This window comes from Moraxella sp. ZY210820 (assembly GCF_030674635.1).
Lineage (GTDB): Bacteria > Pseudomonadota > Gammaproteobacteria > Pseudomonadales > Moraxellaceae > Acinetobacter.
In genome coordinates this window covers 2009803-2024266 of record NZ_CP089978.1, presented here as the reverse complement: position 1 = coordinate 2024266, position 14464 = coordinate 2009803, and the positions used below count along the sequence as shown (strand labels likewise).

The following is a 14464-nucleotide window of genomic DNA, read 5'->3' as shown; positions in this document are numbered from 1 at the left end:
AAAATAATTTATTTACACTGTGCCAGTGAGTAAGCTATTAATCAATGTTTCATGTTTAGCACTTTGTTGATTAATTGTTAAACGATGGCAAGTAATAATAGAATATAATTCAGAAACAGCTTTATCAAAAGCATCATTAATGACCACATAGTCAAAACTGGTATAGTGTTGCATATCGGCAACTGCACAGCTTAAACGGTGTTCAATCACTTCTAAAGAATCGGTTTTGCGGTTTGATAAACGCTGACGTAATTCAAATTGACTTGGTGGTAAAATAAAAATCTGAATGGATTGTGGAAATAAACGGCGAACTTGCTCTGCACCTTGCCAGTCGATTTCTAATAATACATCATGACCTTTATTGAGCTGTTCTTGGACTTTAGCGTGTGATGTTCCATAGTAATTGCCAAAAACTTCAGCGTACTCAATAAAACGCCCTTCATTAATTTGTTGGACAAAATCGTCTTTGGCAATAAAATGATAATGCACACCATCAACTTCGCCAACACGTTGCGGACGTGTGGTATGTGAAACAGATACATGTAAATTACTGATACGGTCTAATAATGCTTTGACTAACGATGTTTTGCCTGTACCTGAAGCAGCAGAAACTACAAATAATAATCCAGCCATAATTTTTCTCGGTGTTTAGAAATGATGGTTTATTTTAAAGCAAGTGAGTGAAAATGTCATTTTATTTACAAATAATTTCCCATATCTTGCAAAATTCTTTTAAAATAATAGTTCATTTGATATGTTGAGAATTATATGCAAATTTTATTAGCAAATCCACGTGGCTTTTGTGCGGGTGTGGATAGAGCGATTGCGATTGTGAATCGTGCTTTAGAAAGTTTTTCTCCACCGATTTATGTGCGTCATGAAGTGGTACATAACAAATTTGTAGTCGATGATTTACGCCAACGTGGTGCGATTTTTGTAGAAGAATTAGACCAAGTACCTGATGATTCAATCGTGATTTTTTCGGCTCACGGTGTATCTAAAGCGGTACAAAATGAAGCTGAACGCCGTGGTTTAAAGGTATTTGATGCCACTTGCCCTTTAGTAACCAAAGTACATATTGAGGTTACTAAATATGCACGTGAGGGTAAAGAAGCAATTCTAATTGGTCATCATGGACATCCTGAAGTTGAAGGTACGATGGGACAATACGATACATCTCAAGGTGGTAAAATTTATTTGGTTGAAGATGAACAAGATGTTGAGCGATTGCAGGTTGTTAATGAAAATAATCTGGCTTTTGTAACGCAAACGACTTTATCAATTGACGATACTGCAAAAGTGATTGATGCATTACGCAAAAAATTTCCTAATATCCAAGGGCCTCGCAAAGATGACATCTGCTATGCTACACAAAATCGCCAAGATGCAGTGCGTGAACTGGCAGAGCGTTGTGATGTCGTGTTAGTTGTGGGGTCGCCAAATTCATCAAATTCTAATCGTTTACGTGAGTTGGCTGAGCGTATGGGGAAAAAGGCTTATCTCATTGATAATGCTGATGAGTTAAAACAAAATTGGTTTAACGCTGAAACAAAAATTGGTGTAACTGCTGGGGCATCTGCACCTGAAATTTTGATTAAACAAGTATTACAACGTTTACAAGATTGGGGTGCTTCAGTGCCAATAGAGTTACAAGGGCAAGAAGAAAATATCACGTTTAGTTTGCCTAAAGAATTACGCATAAAAGTAACAGAAGTAAAATAAAATAGTTCATATCTATGATTTATTCATGATTGGTTAAAGGATTAACCGTTTATCTATAAAAATGTAAGTTTTATCACATAATGCTACAGAATGGAACGGATTTATATTATCATATAAAATAGGTAAAAATGGGTAGAGTTTTCAAGTTATGATGACTTATAAACAACAAAAAGGTTTTACACTCATCGAAATGATGATTGTGATTGCGATTATTGCTGTTTTAGCGATGATTGCAGCACCATCGATGATTGATATGAAACGTAAATTTGAAGTACAACAAGAAGCAAAAAGTTTTGTTGCTACAATGAATGAAGCTCGTGCTGAGGCGATTATGAAACGTGTTAATGTGTATATTGGTGCAGCACCGAGCCATCGTCAAACAAGTGATATTGTACGTACATGGCAGATTTCAAATGCTAATGTACAATGGGATACTGCACCTGCAAGTAGTATTCAATTTAACTACATGGGACGTTTGCCAAATTTAGCGGGTAATGCAACAGAAAGTTGTTTATTGTTAGGTCATAGAAGTAATGCAGAAGCCAAAGCGGTGATTATGCTTTATCAACATGGTGCTGTCCAGTTGTTACGCAATGCAACAGAGTGCCCATCAAGATAAGAGAGAATAAAATATGAAATCCCAACAAGGTGTCGGTTTATTAGAAGTCTTGGTTGCATTGGTACTGTTAGGTGTAGCGGTATTAGGTTTTGCAGCCTTACAATTAAGAGCGATTAATGCGTCTTTAGAGGCGAATAACAACGTACAAGCGGTCAGTTTAGCACGAGATTTAGCAGAGCGTATGCGTGTTAATCGTGATGGTTTAATTACTTATCAAGGTAACTATACTGGGGCGAGCGGAGCAACAGCTAATAGTAATAATAATACTTGTGCCACAAGCTATTGTACGCCTGCACAGCTTGCTCAATATGATTTTGCTCAAGTGCAACAACGTGCAACAGAGATGGGTATGAGTGTTGCCGTGCGTAATTGTCAAGGTATTACGTCAAGACGTGCGTGTATTTATGTTGCTTGGGAAGATACTACGCCAACTAATGGTACAGGTGAGAATGATTGTACCAATGGCACAACTTATGTACCAAATGCGAAATGTATTATTTTAGAGGCGTACAATTATGACTAAGTATAGTAAACAACAACGTATATTTGCGAGTAATTTACGTGCAATGGGTAAGCAAGCAGGTTTTACCTTAATTGAATTAATGATTGCCATCATACTAGGTATGCTGGTTGTTGCGGCGGCTTTAGCGATCTTTATTGGTGGTCAGCGTGCATTAAATGTACAGCAAGGTATGGGTAGTGTCCAAGAGAGTGCAATTTTTGGTTTAAATCAATTAACCTATTTTGTGCGTCATGCAAATTTAAATAGCACAGAAACACAACAAGTGAAATTGAATGACTTAGGTAGTGGTATTATATTTAATGCAAATAATTTCCCTGTAACTGCGACATCTCAGAGAGCTGCACAACCTTTTACACAAACAGGGCAAAGAGCTGCTGTCAGAGGTGTATTGGCTGAAAGTGATAGTTTAGCCATACAATATATGCCGAGTTATGACCGTAGTACCCCTGCTAATTTTATTTCAACGATGGTTGATTGTGAAGGGAGAGATATTAGTTTCAGAAGTAAAAATCCTGACTCACGCTATGTGTCTGTACACCGTTTTTATGTAGATTTAATGCCTGCTTCACAACAAAATGCTGATGGTACACGCTATGCCTTATACTGCGATGCATCATATTATGATGCTGTAGCTAAAAGTAGCACAGGGATTGACAATATTGGCGGACAACTTATCAATAATTCAGGGGGGGTTGCATCTGTTCCGGGGACACCGGATAATAGTAATGCGATTGTACTGATTCCTGATATTGAAGCTTTTAAAGTACGTTTAGGTGTTAAAAATGCGGCAGGCAGTATTCGTTATATGCCGATTAATCAATATACGAATGCGACTGAAAATGTGGTATCGGTGGAGTTAGGCATATTGGTACGTTCCAATGAAAGTGTGGGTAACGATGATAATATTGATGCGACGAGACGTTATGATGTTGCAGGAACGACGGTACAAATCAATACAGATAATACAGGTACAAAGCGTTTGCGAGAAGCCTTTAGTCAAGTGGTTGCATTGCGTAATGCTCAAGGGAGCGGGAACTAAACTATGAATATTAAACATCAACAAGGTTCAACACTCATCATTGTATTGGTAGTATTGTTATTGATTACTATTGTCGGTACGATTGCTATGCGTGGTAGTATGCTCGGTTTACGCTTATCAACCAGTAGCCAAATTAGCAATATTTTAGTTGAAAGTAGCGATGCGGCAATTTTTAACCTACAAGACCCAACCAAAGTTACAGCACGTTTGACTGCACAACAAATGTATGGTCATTTTGATGTGGCAGGAAACACAGAAGATGAGCTGGTATTTTGTTATTTAAGAAACCAAGCCAACATCTTTGCTGTAAACCGTTCGAGTGTGATAGGCTCGTCAAAATTGGGTACACGTGGTTATTGTAGAGCAAATGACTTTGCGACAGGGCGAGATGCCGTAGTATCACAAGTGTACTTACGTAAAGTTATTGGTGGTGCCAGCAGTTCAGGAAATACATTCAGTAATATGCAAGAGGGTAGTAGTGTTGGTGGTGGTTCAACAAGCTATGCTAATATGAAAACGATGGCGGCAACAGTGGTGTCGATTATGCCGACTTTTTCCAGCGTAACGCAACAACAGATTCAAGACTGTTTTAGACGTACTGCAATGACTACTGTGGCGGACAACGTTGCAGCGTGTTTCCGTAATTTAAATGTGCCGTACAATGTGCAATATGCCGAATATCAAGTAGGTACGGATCTGGAAAATAGTAATCTTGCTGCAAGAAGAGCATCCCTCGCTGGTACGACTGGCTCATCGTCAAATGCAACAAACCCATAATCAGAGATTATACAACTGATAGTGAGATAAAATATGAAAAAATTTAATTTAAAACAACTCAGTTTATCTATGGCGACCGCGATTGGTCTAGCTGTCGCAGGTACAAGTGTGACAACTAGCCAAGCAAGTGATATTGAAATTTATACTGTGCCTGATAAAGCACAAAAAATTATTGTGATGATGCTTGATACTTCTGGCTCAATGGTGGGCTGTGATGTTAAAGCTGTTATACCTATGGATTGGCCTAGCAATGGTGGATGGATTAAAGCTTCAGTATCATACAGTAATTTAAATAGTGTAGATTATTTTAACAATGGTTTTAGTTATTCTGAAGCTAATAAAGCAGAATTGCGAAAATATGTAGGTCGTGATAAAAGTAATACTACCCCAAGTTATGATCGCGCATTCTGCTATGGTCAAGATGGGTATTTTAGAATAGATACGAGAACAAAACATTATGACCGTATGACGAAACTAAAAGATGCAGTATTTGCATTAATGGACAGTAATCAATTAGATGATTCTATACATATTGCTGTGGGGCAATTTAGTGGCAATGGTAAAGGTTCGATTAAAATTGAAGCAGCCCCTTTGACGCAAGAACATAGAACTAGAATCAAGACATACGTTGCTGGATTAGGAGGAAGTGGTCCAACTCCAACGGCTTCTTCATTTGCTGAAGCAGCAGCTTATTTTATGGGGACAAATACTGTAGTAGAAAATCCAAAAATAGAGCATACACGCCAATTATGGGTAGCTAAAGATCCTAATAATCTTTCGACATATTATTACTGTGGACGTAAAGATGCTCGACCTTCTAAATTAACTGATCCAATTAGTGAGTTAAATGTAGATGCAACAGGAGCGTGTACAGGTATCGCTGGTTCTACATTGACAAAAAATTTCAATGATGCTAAAAATAATGAGGGGTTTACAGGAGCACAAAAATGTCGTGGCTTAAATGGTCTAGTTTGGACGGGAGCTAAAAATGTTGATACCTATTGTTTATATAAAGCAAATGATACGATAACCGTAAATGCTCTAGGTGATGATTATAATAATAATTACTCTGGCTTTGCTCAATCTGTTGTTGCTACCAAACAGGCTGATTTACAGAATTATAAATCACCATTACCTGCTGTAGGACGTGAATGTAGTGGTCAAGCAATTTACTTCTTAACAGATGGTGAACCCAATAATGCGAATAATTCACAGTATCTAATGCGTGCTGCATTGGGGAATAAAGCAGGTGACTTTCCAACAGTAGCATCAGCATTCTCAGATACAACGAAGTATTTGGAGAGTACAAATGATGAAGGTATGGGACCTGCGAGTGAATTAGCTAAACGATTAAATAATCCAGCCCTTAATCCACAAGGTGTATCGATAAAAACTGCTCTAGTTGGTTTTGGTGCAGATTTTATTGAGGCAAAAGATAAGAAGGTTACTTTGGTAGATAATGAAGGAAAGCCTAGAGAGTACTATAATTGTAGTAAAATTGAGAAACGAACTATTAAAAATGCATGTAATTTTGCTGAAAAATCACATCCTGATTTAAAAAATGTTGGTGGCTATGGTGAGGGTGGTTTCTTTTATGCAGAAGATGCAAAAGATGTAATTAATAGTTTCCTTTCAGTTGCTAAAGATATTAAAACTAAATTTAGCCCAGTAACAACAGGAGCGCCAACTATTCCTGTCGATGCGCTATTGGTGGGTCGTGTGTCAGATACAGCGTATTACGGTTCATTTACGCCACGTCCAGACCTTGCTCAACAGTTGTGGACAGGTGATATGAACAAATATAGCGTAACGGATGGCGTGTTAAAAAATAAAGCTGGTGATAATTTATTTAGAGCCGACGGTAGCTTAAATAGTGTGCTGACTGGACTTTGGGATGATGGTCTTAAATCTAAACTTGCCTTACAAAATCAAGCAAATATTGCGTCAGGTATTGGTCGTATTATTTTCACCAACCGTAAAATGGAAGGTGGTGTGGCTAAAAATAGTACAGAGTTGCAAACGGTAACGGTTGAAAAATTATATACGGGTTCTTTGAAAGAGGACACTACTAAGCGTAACTACTGGCTCAACGCTTTGGGTTACAATGTGGGAGAGACGGAAGAGGTTGCCCAAAATAAATTGAGTGAAAAAGCTGAATTACGTCAAGTGGGTGCAACTATGCACTCAAGCCCAATTTTGCTCACTCAAAAAGGCTTGGTGGAAACACAACGTGTAAATGGTGTGCTACAACCTACGGTTAAGGAAAATACACGTGAAGATTATTTATTATTCGGTAGTACACAAGGTATTTTACACGTTGTGGACAGTAAAACAGGTAAAGAAAAATTTGCCTTTATTCCAAATGAAATGATAGAAAGACAACCACAAGCGTTGTTGGCGGAAACTTCGACTGCGGGTGGTCGAGCGAATATGTTCTATGGTATTGACGCACCGTGGGTGGCTCATACACAATATGTGCCTGTGTCAGACCGTGATACGACTTTGACAGTTGGTGACTCTGAATTAACAGAAGATGATAATGAAAAAAGTACCTTAAATTTGCGTGGCGTACAGTGGGTGTACGGTGGCTTACGTATGGGTGGTCAAAGCTATTATGCTTTAGATTTAGCGAATATGAATGCGCCTAAAATGAAATTCCATATCGACCCTGCAACGCAAACCATTCATACGGGTGATGAAGCATTGTCTTATCCACAATTACAACATATGGGGCAGAGTTGGTCTAAACCGACTTTAGGCTATGTACGTTGGAATGGTCAGCGTAAACTGGTGATGTTTGTCGGCGGTGGTTATGATACTGGCTATGAAAATACCACGTATCAACAAACCAATGGCAAAGGTGCGGGTGTTTATATGTTTGACGCTGCCAATGGTAAATTATTATGGTGGGCAAGTAGCCACAACACTACTGGTAACAATGTACGATTAACACAAGACGCAAATTTACGTTATAGCGTTGTGAGCCGTATCAATACCTTAGACCGTGATGGTGATGGTTTGGTAGATAACTTGTATTTTGGTGATTTGGGTGGTCAAGTATTCCGTATTGACTTAAACAATGAATCACAAAAAACAGAAAATAATACCGCAAGTTTTGGTCATCGTGTTACACGCATTATGAATGAAAATAAAACAGACGGTAAGAGTCCACGTTTCTACAACATGCCAAGTTTGTCAGTTCATACTGCAAGTGGCTCATCGGGCAACGGACAACGTTTCCTTGTTGTTGCTCTAGGTTCGGGTGATAGTAGTTCTCCTTTGGCTGGTATTGAGAAAAGCGTGCAAGGGGCTTCACGTACACGTGAAACAGCAGAAGATGGTGTATATGTTATCTATGACAATGATGTAGGTAAAACATCACTCTTTACTTCAAGTTTTACAGCAGAGCCGTTGGCGGATAATGGTCGCATAAAAGTGTCTAACTTCACTGATGGTGTCCCACAGGTAGTTACTGAAAATGGTAAAACCTTGTTTAATCGTGGTTGGAAATATACCTTCCCTGACAATACCCAGTCAGAAAGCTATGGTCGTTATAAAGTATTGAATGATGCTTATGCTTTAACAGATTTATTATTCGTCAATGTGTATAATAAAGATGAAAATGGTAATAGCTCGGCGTGTGGTGGTGGTGTACGTGGTACAACTTATTTATATCAATACTGCTTACCAACGGGTCGCTGTGAACAAGATAAGCACGGTTTTGAAACTCGTGCAAGTGAGATGAGAGCTAAAGTTGGTTCTGGTAATATTAACACAGCACTGGGTGGAGGTCCAAACACTTCTATTGTTAATACTGGTGGTGGTGGTGCTGGTGGTGCTGGTGGTCCAGAAAATCCATTTAACACAAAGTGGCAACAACCTGCTAGTATCAAGCAATTACGTTGGTATGAAAGCCGTTAAGGAAATACATGATGAAAAAAATACAAGGTTTTACCTTAATAGAAGTCATGGTGGTGGTGGTGGTGGTGGCAATTATTGCCGCCATTGCCTTACCAAGCTATGAACAATATATCCGTAAAAAAGATTTGGCGGTTGCTCAACAAGAGATTCAAAAGTTAGCGACAGAACTTGAACGTCATAAAATGCGTAATTTTAGCTTTCGTAACTTTTGTCCATCTGTGAATATTAGTCAAAATGCAACTTGTGGTGGTAACTCATTCCGAGTACCAGTAAATGCACCAAAGTACACCATTACCGTTGTTGATTTGGCGAATAATGGAGCATTAAATGCTGCGAATGCGACTGGTTTTGCGTGGGGTATTAGTGCTACGCGTATTAATCCGAAAGAGCAAGCTAAAAACTATGATTTATTGATGAGAAGTGATGGTGTTCGTTGTATGACTCGTACAACGAATGCAGTTTCAACTCATGCAAACTGTGGTACAGCTTCGGAGAATTGGTAATGCAAAAAGGGTTTACTTTAATTGAATTGATGATTGTGATTGCAATTATTGCAGTATTAGCTTCAATTGCTTATCCAGCATATCAAGATTATATCATACGTGGTCATCGTGTAGATATGCAACAAGAAATGATGCGTGTAGCACAAAATATTCAACGTTATAAAGTGGCGAATAAGGTGTATGATAGTGGTAAAACTATTGCAGATTTTGGCAAGGCGAACTATCCAACAGATAAACCGCTGTATACATTGAGTTTAACATGGACACCATCAGGAGCGTCCCGCCCATCGGATTGGGTTCTAGTGGCAACGCCAATTGCAACTGAACGTCAGAAAGGCAATGGTTCATTGCGTTTGAATGGACAAGGGCATAAATGCTGGACTAAGGGGTCTGACAATTGTACTCTATCAGCAACTTCCACATGGGAAGGTAATTAAGAGATTAAGTCCATGAAAAACATCGATAACACTTGCTGTTATCGATGTTTTTTTGTTATAATACAAAGCTAGTCTGTCTAACTTATTAGGTTAGATTTCATATATCCCAAAACTGGTTTGTGATGGGATTGTTTTTTAATGAGAGTACTATTATGGTCGTTATTCGTCTAGCACGCGGTGGTGCTAAAAAGCGTCCGTTCTATCAAATCGTTGTAACTGACAGTCGCAACGCACGTGATGGTCGTTTTATTGAGCGTATCGGTTTTTATAACCCATTAGCACAAGGTCAATCTGAAAAATTACGTTTAGATTTAGACCGTTTAGCTTATTGGACTGAAAAAGGTGCACAATCATCTGATCGTGTTGCTGATCTAGCTAAACAAGCTAAAAAACAAGCAGCTTAAGTCTAAGCAAAACATAAATTGCAATAAGGTTAAACATGAGTACTATAGAGAATGTACCTGAAGATCGCATATTGATTGGGCAGTTGCGTTCTGCGTATGGGCTAAATGGCTGGTTATGGGTATATTCCAAAACCGAACCGATGAGCAATATGTTTGACTATTTGCCGTGGTGGCTTGAAACTAAATCAGGTTGGCAAATGGTAACGGTAAAACGTTGGAAACCACATGGTAAAGGCTTAGTGGTCGCCATTAAAGGGGTAGATAACCGCACAATGGCAGATACATTAGTTGGTGCAAATATTTGGATTGCAAAAACACAGTTGCCTAAAGCAGGCATTGATGAATATTATTGGTCAGATTTAAAAGGCTTAACCGTGATTGGTTTTGATGAAGAAACTGAACAAGAAGCCATTTTAGGGCGTATTCATGAGATGTTTGAAACTGGAGCAAATGATGTGATGTTGGTTCATGCAACGGCTGAAAGTGTCGATACTCAAGAGCGTATGATTCCATGGCATTCTGATGTAATACAAAACGTTGATTTAGATGCAGGTCGTATTTATGTTAATTGGGGTGTGGATTATTGAACCAACAATCAATATCCAATCAAAGTGAGCCAAATTTATGGTTTGCGGTGATTACATTATTCCCTGAAATGTTTGAAGCGATTACAGCATATGGAATCAGCGGACGTGCAGTCAAGCGGAATTTAGTACAGATTGAATGTATTAATCCACGAGATTTTGCACAAGGCAACTATAAAAAGGTCGATGAACGTCCTTTCGGTGGTGGGCCGGGTATGGTGATGATGGCTGAACCTTTAGCCAAAGCAATTCAACATGCCAAACAGCTTGCAAAGCAAGCAGGTAAAAATAATGTACCAGTGATGTATATGTCGCCACAAGGTCAAACTTTAAACGAAACAATGGTGCAACAATATCAGCAACAGTATGATAGTTTGATTGTACTCTGTGGTCGCTATGAAGGGGTCGATGAGCGTTTAATTCAACGTTATGTCGATATTGAACTTTCGATTGGTGATTATGTGCTTTCGGGTGGAGAATTACCTGCAATGGTGTTATTAGATAGCTTAATTCGGCGTTTGCCCGAAGCGATGTCTGATGAGCAATCTGCAGTGCAAGATTCTTTTGTTGATGGTTTATTAGACTGTCCACAATATACCAAGCCAGATACTTTTGAAGGATTGGCGGTGCCAGATGTTTTAAAATCAGGACATCATGCCAAGATTGAAAAATGGCGTTTTTTGCAACGTTATCAACGAACTTTACAACGTCGCCCAGAATTGGTAGAACAAGTAGAGTTATCAGCATTGCAAAAAAAATGGCTGAAAGATTTAGAAGATTGAATATTCAATCACATAGGCTCTGTTTAAATTAAATCATAATTTATACAGAAAAATATAACCGAGTGATATGCGTGAAGCCTCTATCCTCCGCAATTAGGTAAAACCTTATTTGCATTTTTTGGAGAACTCCACATGAGTGGTAAACATCCTTTAGTTCAACATGTTGAAAATTCACAGTTAAAAACTGATATTCCTGCATTTGCACCAGGTGATACGGTTGTTGTATCAGTAAAAGTAAAAGAAGGCGACCGTGAGCGTTTACAGGCGTATGAAGGTGTGGTCATTGCGAAGAAGAATCGTGGTTTAAATTCTGCGTTTACTGTGCGTAAAATTTCTAGTGGCGTAGGTGTTGAACGTGTATTCCAAACACATTCGCCAATTGTTGCAAAAATCGAAGTGAAACGTCGTGGTGATGTTCGCCGTGCGAAACTTTACTATCTTCGTGAATTGTCTGGTAAAGCGGCTCGTATCCGTGAAAAATTACCTACTCGTAAGGCAAGTGCTGAATAATATTTGCAGTTGTTGTTATGACAAAAATGCACTTCTTTTTTGGGAAGTGCATTTTTTATATAGAATATTAGGTTGTTTATGTCAAAAGCAAAAATATTACGCCGTGCGATTCATGGTGTATTCTTACTCAATAAACCGTTGGGTTTAAGTTCTAATCAAGCCTTGCAAAAAGTACGATATTTATTCCGTGCGGAAAAAGCAGGGCATACAGGAGCATTAGATCCATTAGCGAGTGGATTATTACCAATTTGTTTGGGTGAGGCGACTAAGTTTTCACATTATTTACTTGATGCAAAAAAATGTTATCGTACTACTATTCGTTTGGGGCAAGCGACCAGTACAGGCGATGTTGAAGGTAATGTGATTGTGGAAAAGAATATTCCTAGCTTGAGTAAGGACACTATTGAACAGGTATTACAACAATTTTTAGGCAAAACGCAACAAATTCCGCCGATGTATTCTGCCTTAAAAAAAGATGGGCGACCATTATATGAATTGGCCCGACAAGGTATTGAAATTGAACGTCAGCCAAGAAATATTGAGATTGATAGATTAACGTTATTACATTTTGATGAACAGTCTTTAAGTTTAGAAGTGAGTTGTTCTAAAGGAACGTATGTGCGTATATTGGGTGAAGATATTGCACAAGCCTTAGGAACAGTGGGGCATTTAACCGCTTTACATCGTATAGAAACAGGTCATTTTCAACTTAATGAAACCTATACGATTGAATATTTGGAAAGTTTAAGTGAAAGTGAGCGTGAGCAGTTATTATTGCCAGTTTTTGCTCCTGTACAGCACTTGCCACAGTTTGAATTGGTAGAAGAACGTGTAAAATATTTTTGTAATGGGCAAGAAAGTTCAGTGGATTATCCTGCCACAGATGAATTATTAGTATTCTATCAAGGGCGATGTCTAGGTTTGGCTCAAGTTAATAATAAAGGACGTTTAATTCCTAAGCGTTTATTAAATCTACCTTTAAATTAGGTTCATTTGCTAAAAAATTGATATTATTCACAAAATATCATCGACTAAAACCATGAAAATTGTTATAGTGTCGAGCATAAATAATTGAAGGAGTGTGTGATGCAAAAATCTCTTATAGCATTAAGTGTAATGATATTAGGTGTAGGTTTGATCTCTTGTACTAAAACTGTAGTTTACCATTCAGGTCAGCCGAATAATATACCATCACCAACAGTACCAACAACACAGCCACATTTACCGCCTGTTACAACAACACCTAATCATGTGCCAAATATTAGCACTGGTATGGCACGACACTATGTAAATTTTTCTGAATGGAAACAAGATTTTTTATATCGTGCTACTCAAAGTGGTTATCCAACCTATGCTTTACAGCGTTTATTGGAACAAGCGACTTATAATACACAAGTGATTAATCTTGACCGTCAGCAACCTGAATTTTCAAAAATGCCATGGGCTTATGCTCAATCAGTACAAAGCAAAAATAAAGCTGGGCAACAACATTTAGCTCAAAATCGTAATTTACTGATGAGTTTAGAGTCTCAATATGGCGTGCCTGCTTCGATTGTAACAGCGATTTGGGGTATTGAATCATCTTATGGTGCAGGAACAGGCACCAGTAATTTACCAAGTGCTTTAGCAACCTTAGCTTATGATGGTCGTCGTCGTGATTGGGCAGAACAGCAATTATTGGCGATGGCTGATTTGTTACAGCGTGGTGATTTAGTATGGCATCATCTCAAAGGTTCTTGGGCTGGTGGTATGGGGCATACACAATTTATCCCAACGACTTGGCAAAGTTTTGGTGTAGATGGTAATGGCGATGGTCGCCGTAATCCATGGGCAACAGCTGATGCTTTAAGTTCAACGGCAAATTATTTATCTAAATCAGGTTGGGTTCGTGGTTTAAATCCTTATTATGAAGTAACTTTACCGCTTGGTTTTGATTATAAAAATGTAGGTGCGAAAAGAACTTTTGCTCAATGGCAACAATTAGGCTTGCATTTTGTAGCGGATATTCCAGAATTATTAAATAGTGAAGCAGAATTGTGGTTACCTGCGGGTGCAAATGGTCCTGCATTATTATTAAGCAAGAATTTTGATATGATTCGTGTGTATAATAATTCATCAAGTTATGCATTAGCAGTGAGTATGTTGGCAAAAGGGATTGTTAATAAGCAAGCGATGCATCGTTCATGGCCTCAAAATGAGCAAGCATTATCATCAAGTCAAGTACAAGTGTTACAACAGCGTTTAACTTCACTTGGTTTTGATACTAAAGGTACAGATGGCGTATTAGGTAGCAATACTCGCCGTGCATTCCATCAATGGCAAATCGCAAGTGGTTTGTTGGCTGATGGATTTATTAGCGTGCGTACCGCAAGTCCATTATTATATTAATTGATTTGAGTATAATCAAAGACCGTTTATGTGAGAGCATAAACGGTTTTTGGTGATTTGGATTATAATTTTTCTATGATTACTATAGTAGTGCTTGATTTTTTTGTATGCGTTAATGATAATTTATCTAACATCATATAGATAATTTAAATATTATCAATACCTTATAAAATTAAATTGAGTGAAGTTAAACTATATTTTTAAATTTGATATATAAAATAATACTATTTATTACAAAAATAACCCGAATGCTTG

General features: G+C 38.2%; 15 protein-coding genes. 14 read left to right on the top strand and 1 reads right to left on the bottom strand.

All coding sequences use genetic code 11. The annotated features are described in order from the left end of the window. Positions 1 to 12: 12 nt before the first annotated feature. Positions 13 to 633, bottom strand: coding sequence for a guanylate kinase (gene gmk / locus LU301_RS10115; RefSeq protein WP_305270454.1), 621 nt, complete (start codon positions 631 to 633; stop codon positions 13 to 15). 135 nt (positions 634 to 768) lie between these two features. Here gmk and ispH point away from each other — a divergent pair, with 135 nt between their 5' ends. The 14 genes from ispH (at position 769) to LU301_RS10045 (ending at position 14209) form a co-directional block, all read left to right on the top strand. Then, positions 769 to 1722 carry a 4-hydroxy-3-methylbut-2-enyl diphosphate reductase gene (gene ispH / locus LU301_RS10110; protein ID WP_305270451.1) on the top strand — a complete coding sequence of 318 codons (954 nt, stop codon included), beginning with the start codon at positions 769 to 771 and terminating at the stop codon, positions 1720 to 1722. A gap of 148 nt (positions 1723 to 1870) precedes the next feature. Further along, positions 1871 to 2341 (top strand): pilus assembly FimT family protein, encoded by a 471-nt coding sequence (locus tag LU301_RS10105; protein WP_305270449.1) that lies wholly within the window; start codon positions 1871 to 1873, stop codon positions 2339 to 2341. A gap of 13 nt (positions 2342 to 2354) precedes the next feature. Then, positions 2355 to 2864: a type IV pilus modification protein PilV gene (gene pilV / locus LU301_RS10100; protein ID WP_305270447.1), complete on the top strand. Its 510-nt coding sequence runs from the start codon at positions 2355 to 2357 to the stop codon at positions 2862 to 2864. After that, positions 2857 to 3903 carry a PilW family protein gene (locus LU301_RS10095; RefSeq protein WP_305270445.1) on the top strand — a complete coding sequence of 349 codons (1047 nt, stop codon included), beginning with the start codon at positions 2857 to 2859 and terminating at the stop codon, positions 3901 to 3903. The genes pilV and LU301_RS10095 overlap by 8 nt, the downstream gene beginning before the upstream one ends. 3 nt (positions 3904 to 3906) lie before the next feature. Further along, on the top strand, positions 3907 to 4680 hold the full coding sequence (locus LU301_RS10090) for a PilX N-terminal domain-containing pilus assembly protein (protein WP_305270443.1): 774 nt from the start codon (positions 3907 to 3909) through the stop codon (positions 4678 to 4680). A gap of 33 nt (positions 4681 to 4713) precedes the next feature. After that, positions 4714 to 8601, top strand: a complete 3888-nt coding sequence (locus LU301_RS10085) for a PilC/PilY family type IV pilus protein (RefSeq protein WP_305270441.1) — start codon at positions 4714 to 4716, stop codon at positions 8599 to 8601. Positions 8602 to 8612: 11 nt separating this feature from the next. After that, positions 8613 to 9104, top strand: a complete 492-nt coding sequence (locus LU301_RS10080; protein ID WP_305270439.1) for a prepilin-type N-terminal cleavage/methylation domain-containing protein — start codon at positions 8613 to 8615, stop codon at positions 9102 to 9104. Then, positions 9104 to 9541: a type IV pilin protein gene (locus LU301_RS10075; protein WP_305270436.1), complete on the top strand. Its 438-nt coding sequence runs from the start codon at positions 9104 to 9106 to the stop codon at positions 9539 to 9541. Before LU301_RS10080 ends, LU301_RS10075 begins: the two co-directional genes overlap by 1 nt. Positions 9542 to 9693: 152 nt before the next feature. Then, positions 9694 to 9945: a 30S ribosomal protein S16 gene (gene rpsP, locus LU301_RS10070; protein ID WP_305270434.1), complete on the top strand. Its 252-nt coding sequence runs from the start codon at positions 9694 to 9696 to the stop codon at positions 9943 to 9945. Positions 9946 to 9980: 35 nt separating this feature from the next. Next, positions 9981 to 10532 carry a ribosome maturation factor RimM gene (rimM, locus tag LU301_RS10065; RefSeq protein ID WP_305270432.1) on the top strand — a complete coding sequence of 184 codons (552 nt, stop codon included), beginning with the start codon at positions 9981 to 9983 and terminating at the stop codon, positions 10530 to 10532. A gap of 68 nt (positions 10533 to 10600) precedes the next feature. Further along, complete coding sequence (trmD, locus tag LU301_RS10060) at positions 10601 to 11311, top strand: tRNA (guanosine(37)-N1)-methyltransferase TrmD (protein ID WP_305274061.1); 711 nt, start codon at positions 10601 to 10603, stop codon at positions 11309 to 11311. Between the two features lie 132 nt (positions 11312 to 11443). Then, positions 11444 to 11821 (top strand): 50S ribosomal protein L19, encoded by a 378-nt coding sequence (rplS, locus tag LU301_RS10055; RefSeq protein ID WP_305270430.1) that lies wholly within the window; start codon positions 11444 to 11446, stop codon positions 11819 to 11821. A 72-nt stretch (positions 11822 to 11893) separates the two neighbouring features. Beyond that, positions 11894 to 12808 (top strand): tRNA pseudouridine(55) synthase TruB, encoded by a 915-nt coding sequence (gene truB, locus LU301_RS10050; protein WP_370692196.1) that lies wholly within the window; start codon positions 11894 to 11896, stop codon positions 12806 to 12808. A 99-nt stretch (positions 12809 to 12907) separates the two neighbouring features. Next, positions 12908 to 14209 carry a lytic murein transglycosylase gene (locus LU301_RS10045; RefSeq protein WP_305270426.1) on the top strand — a complete coding sequence of 434 codons (1302 nt, stop codon included), beginning with the start codon at positions 12908 to 12910 and terminating at the stop codon, positions 14207 to 14209. The last annotated feature ends 255 nt before the right edge of the window (positions 14210 to 14464 follow it).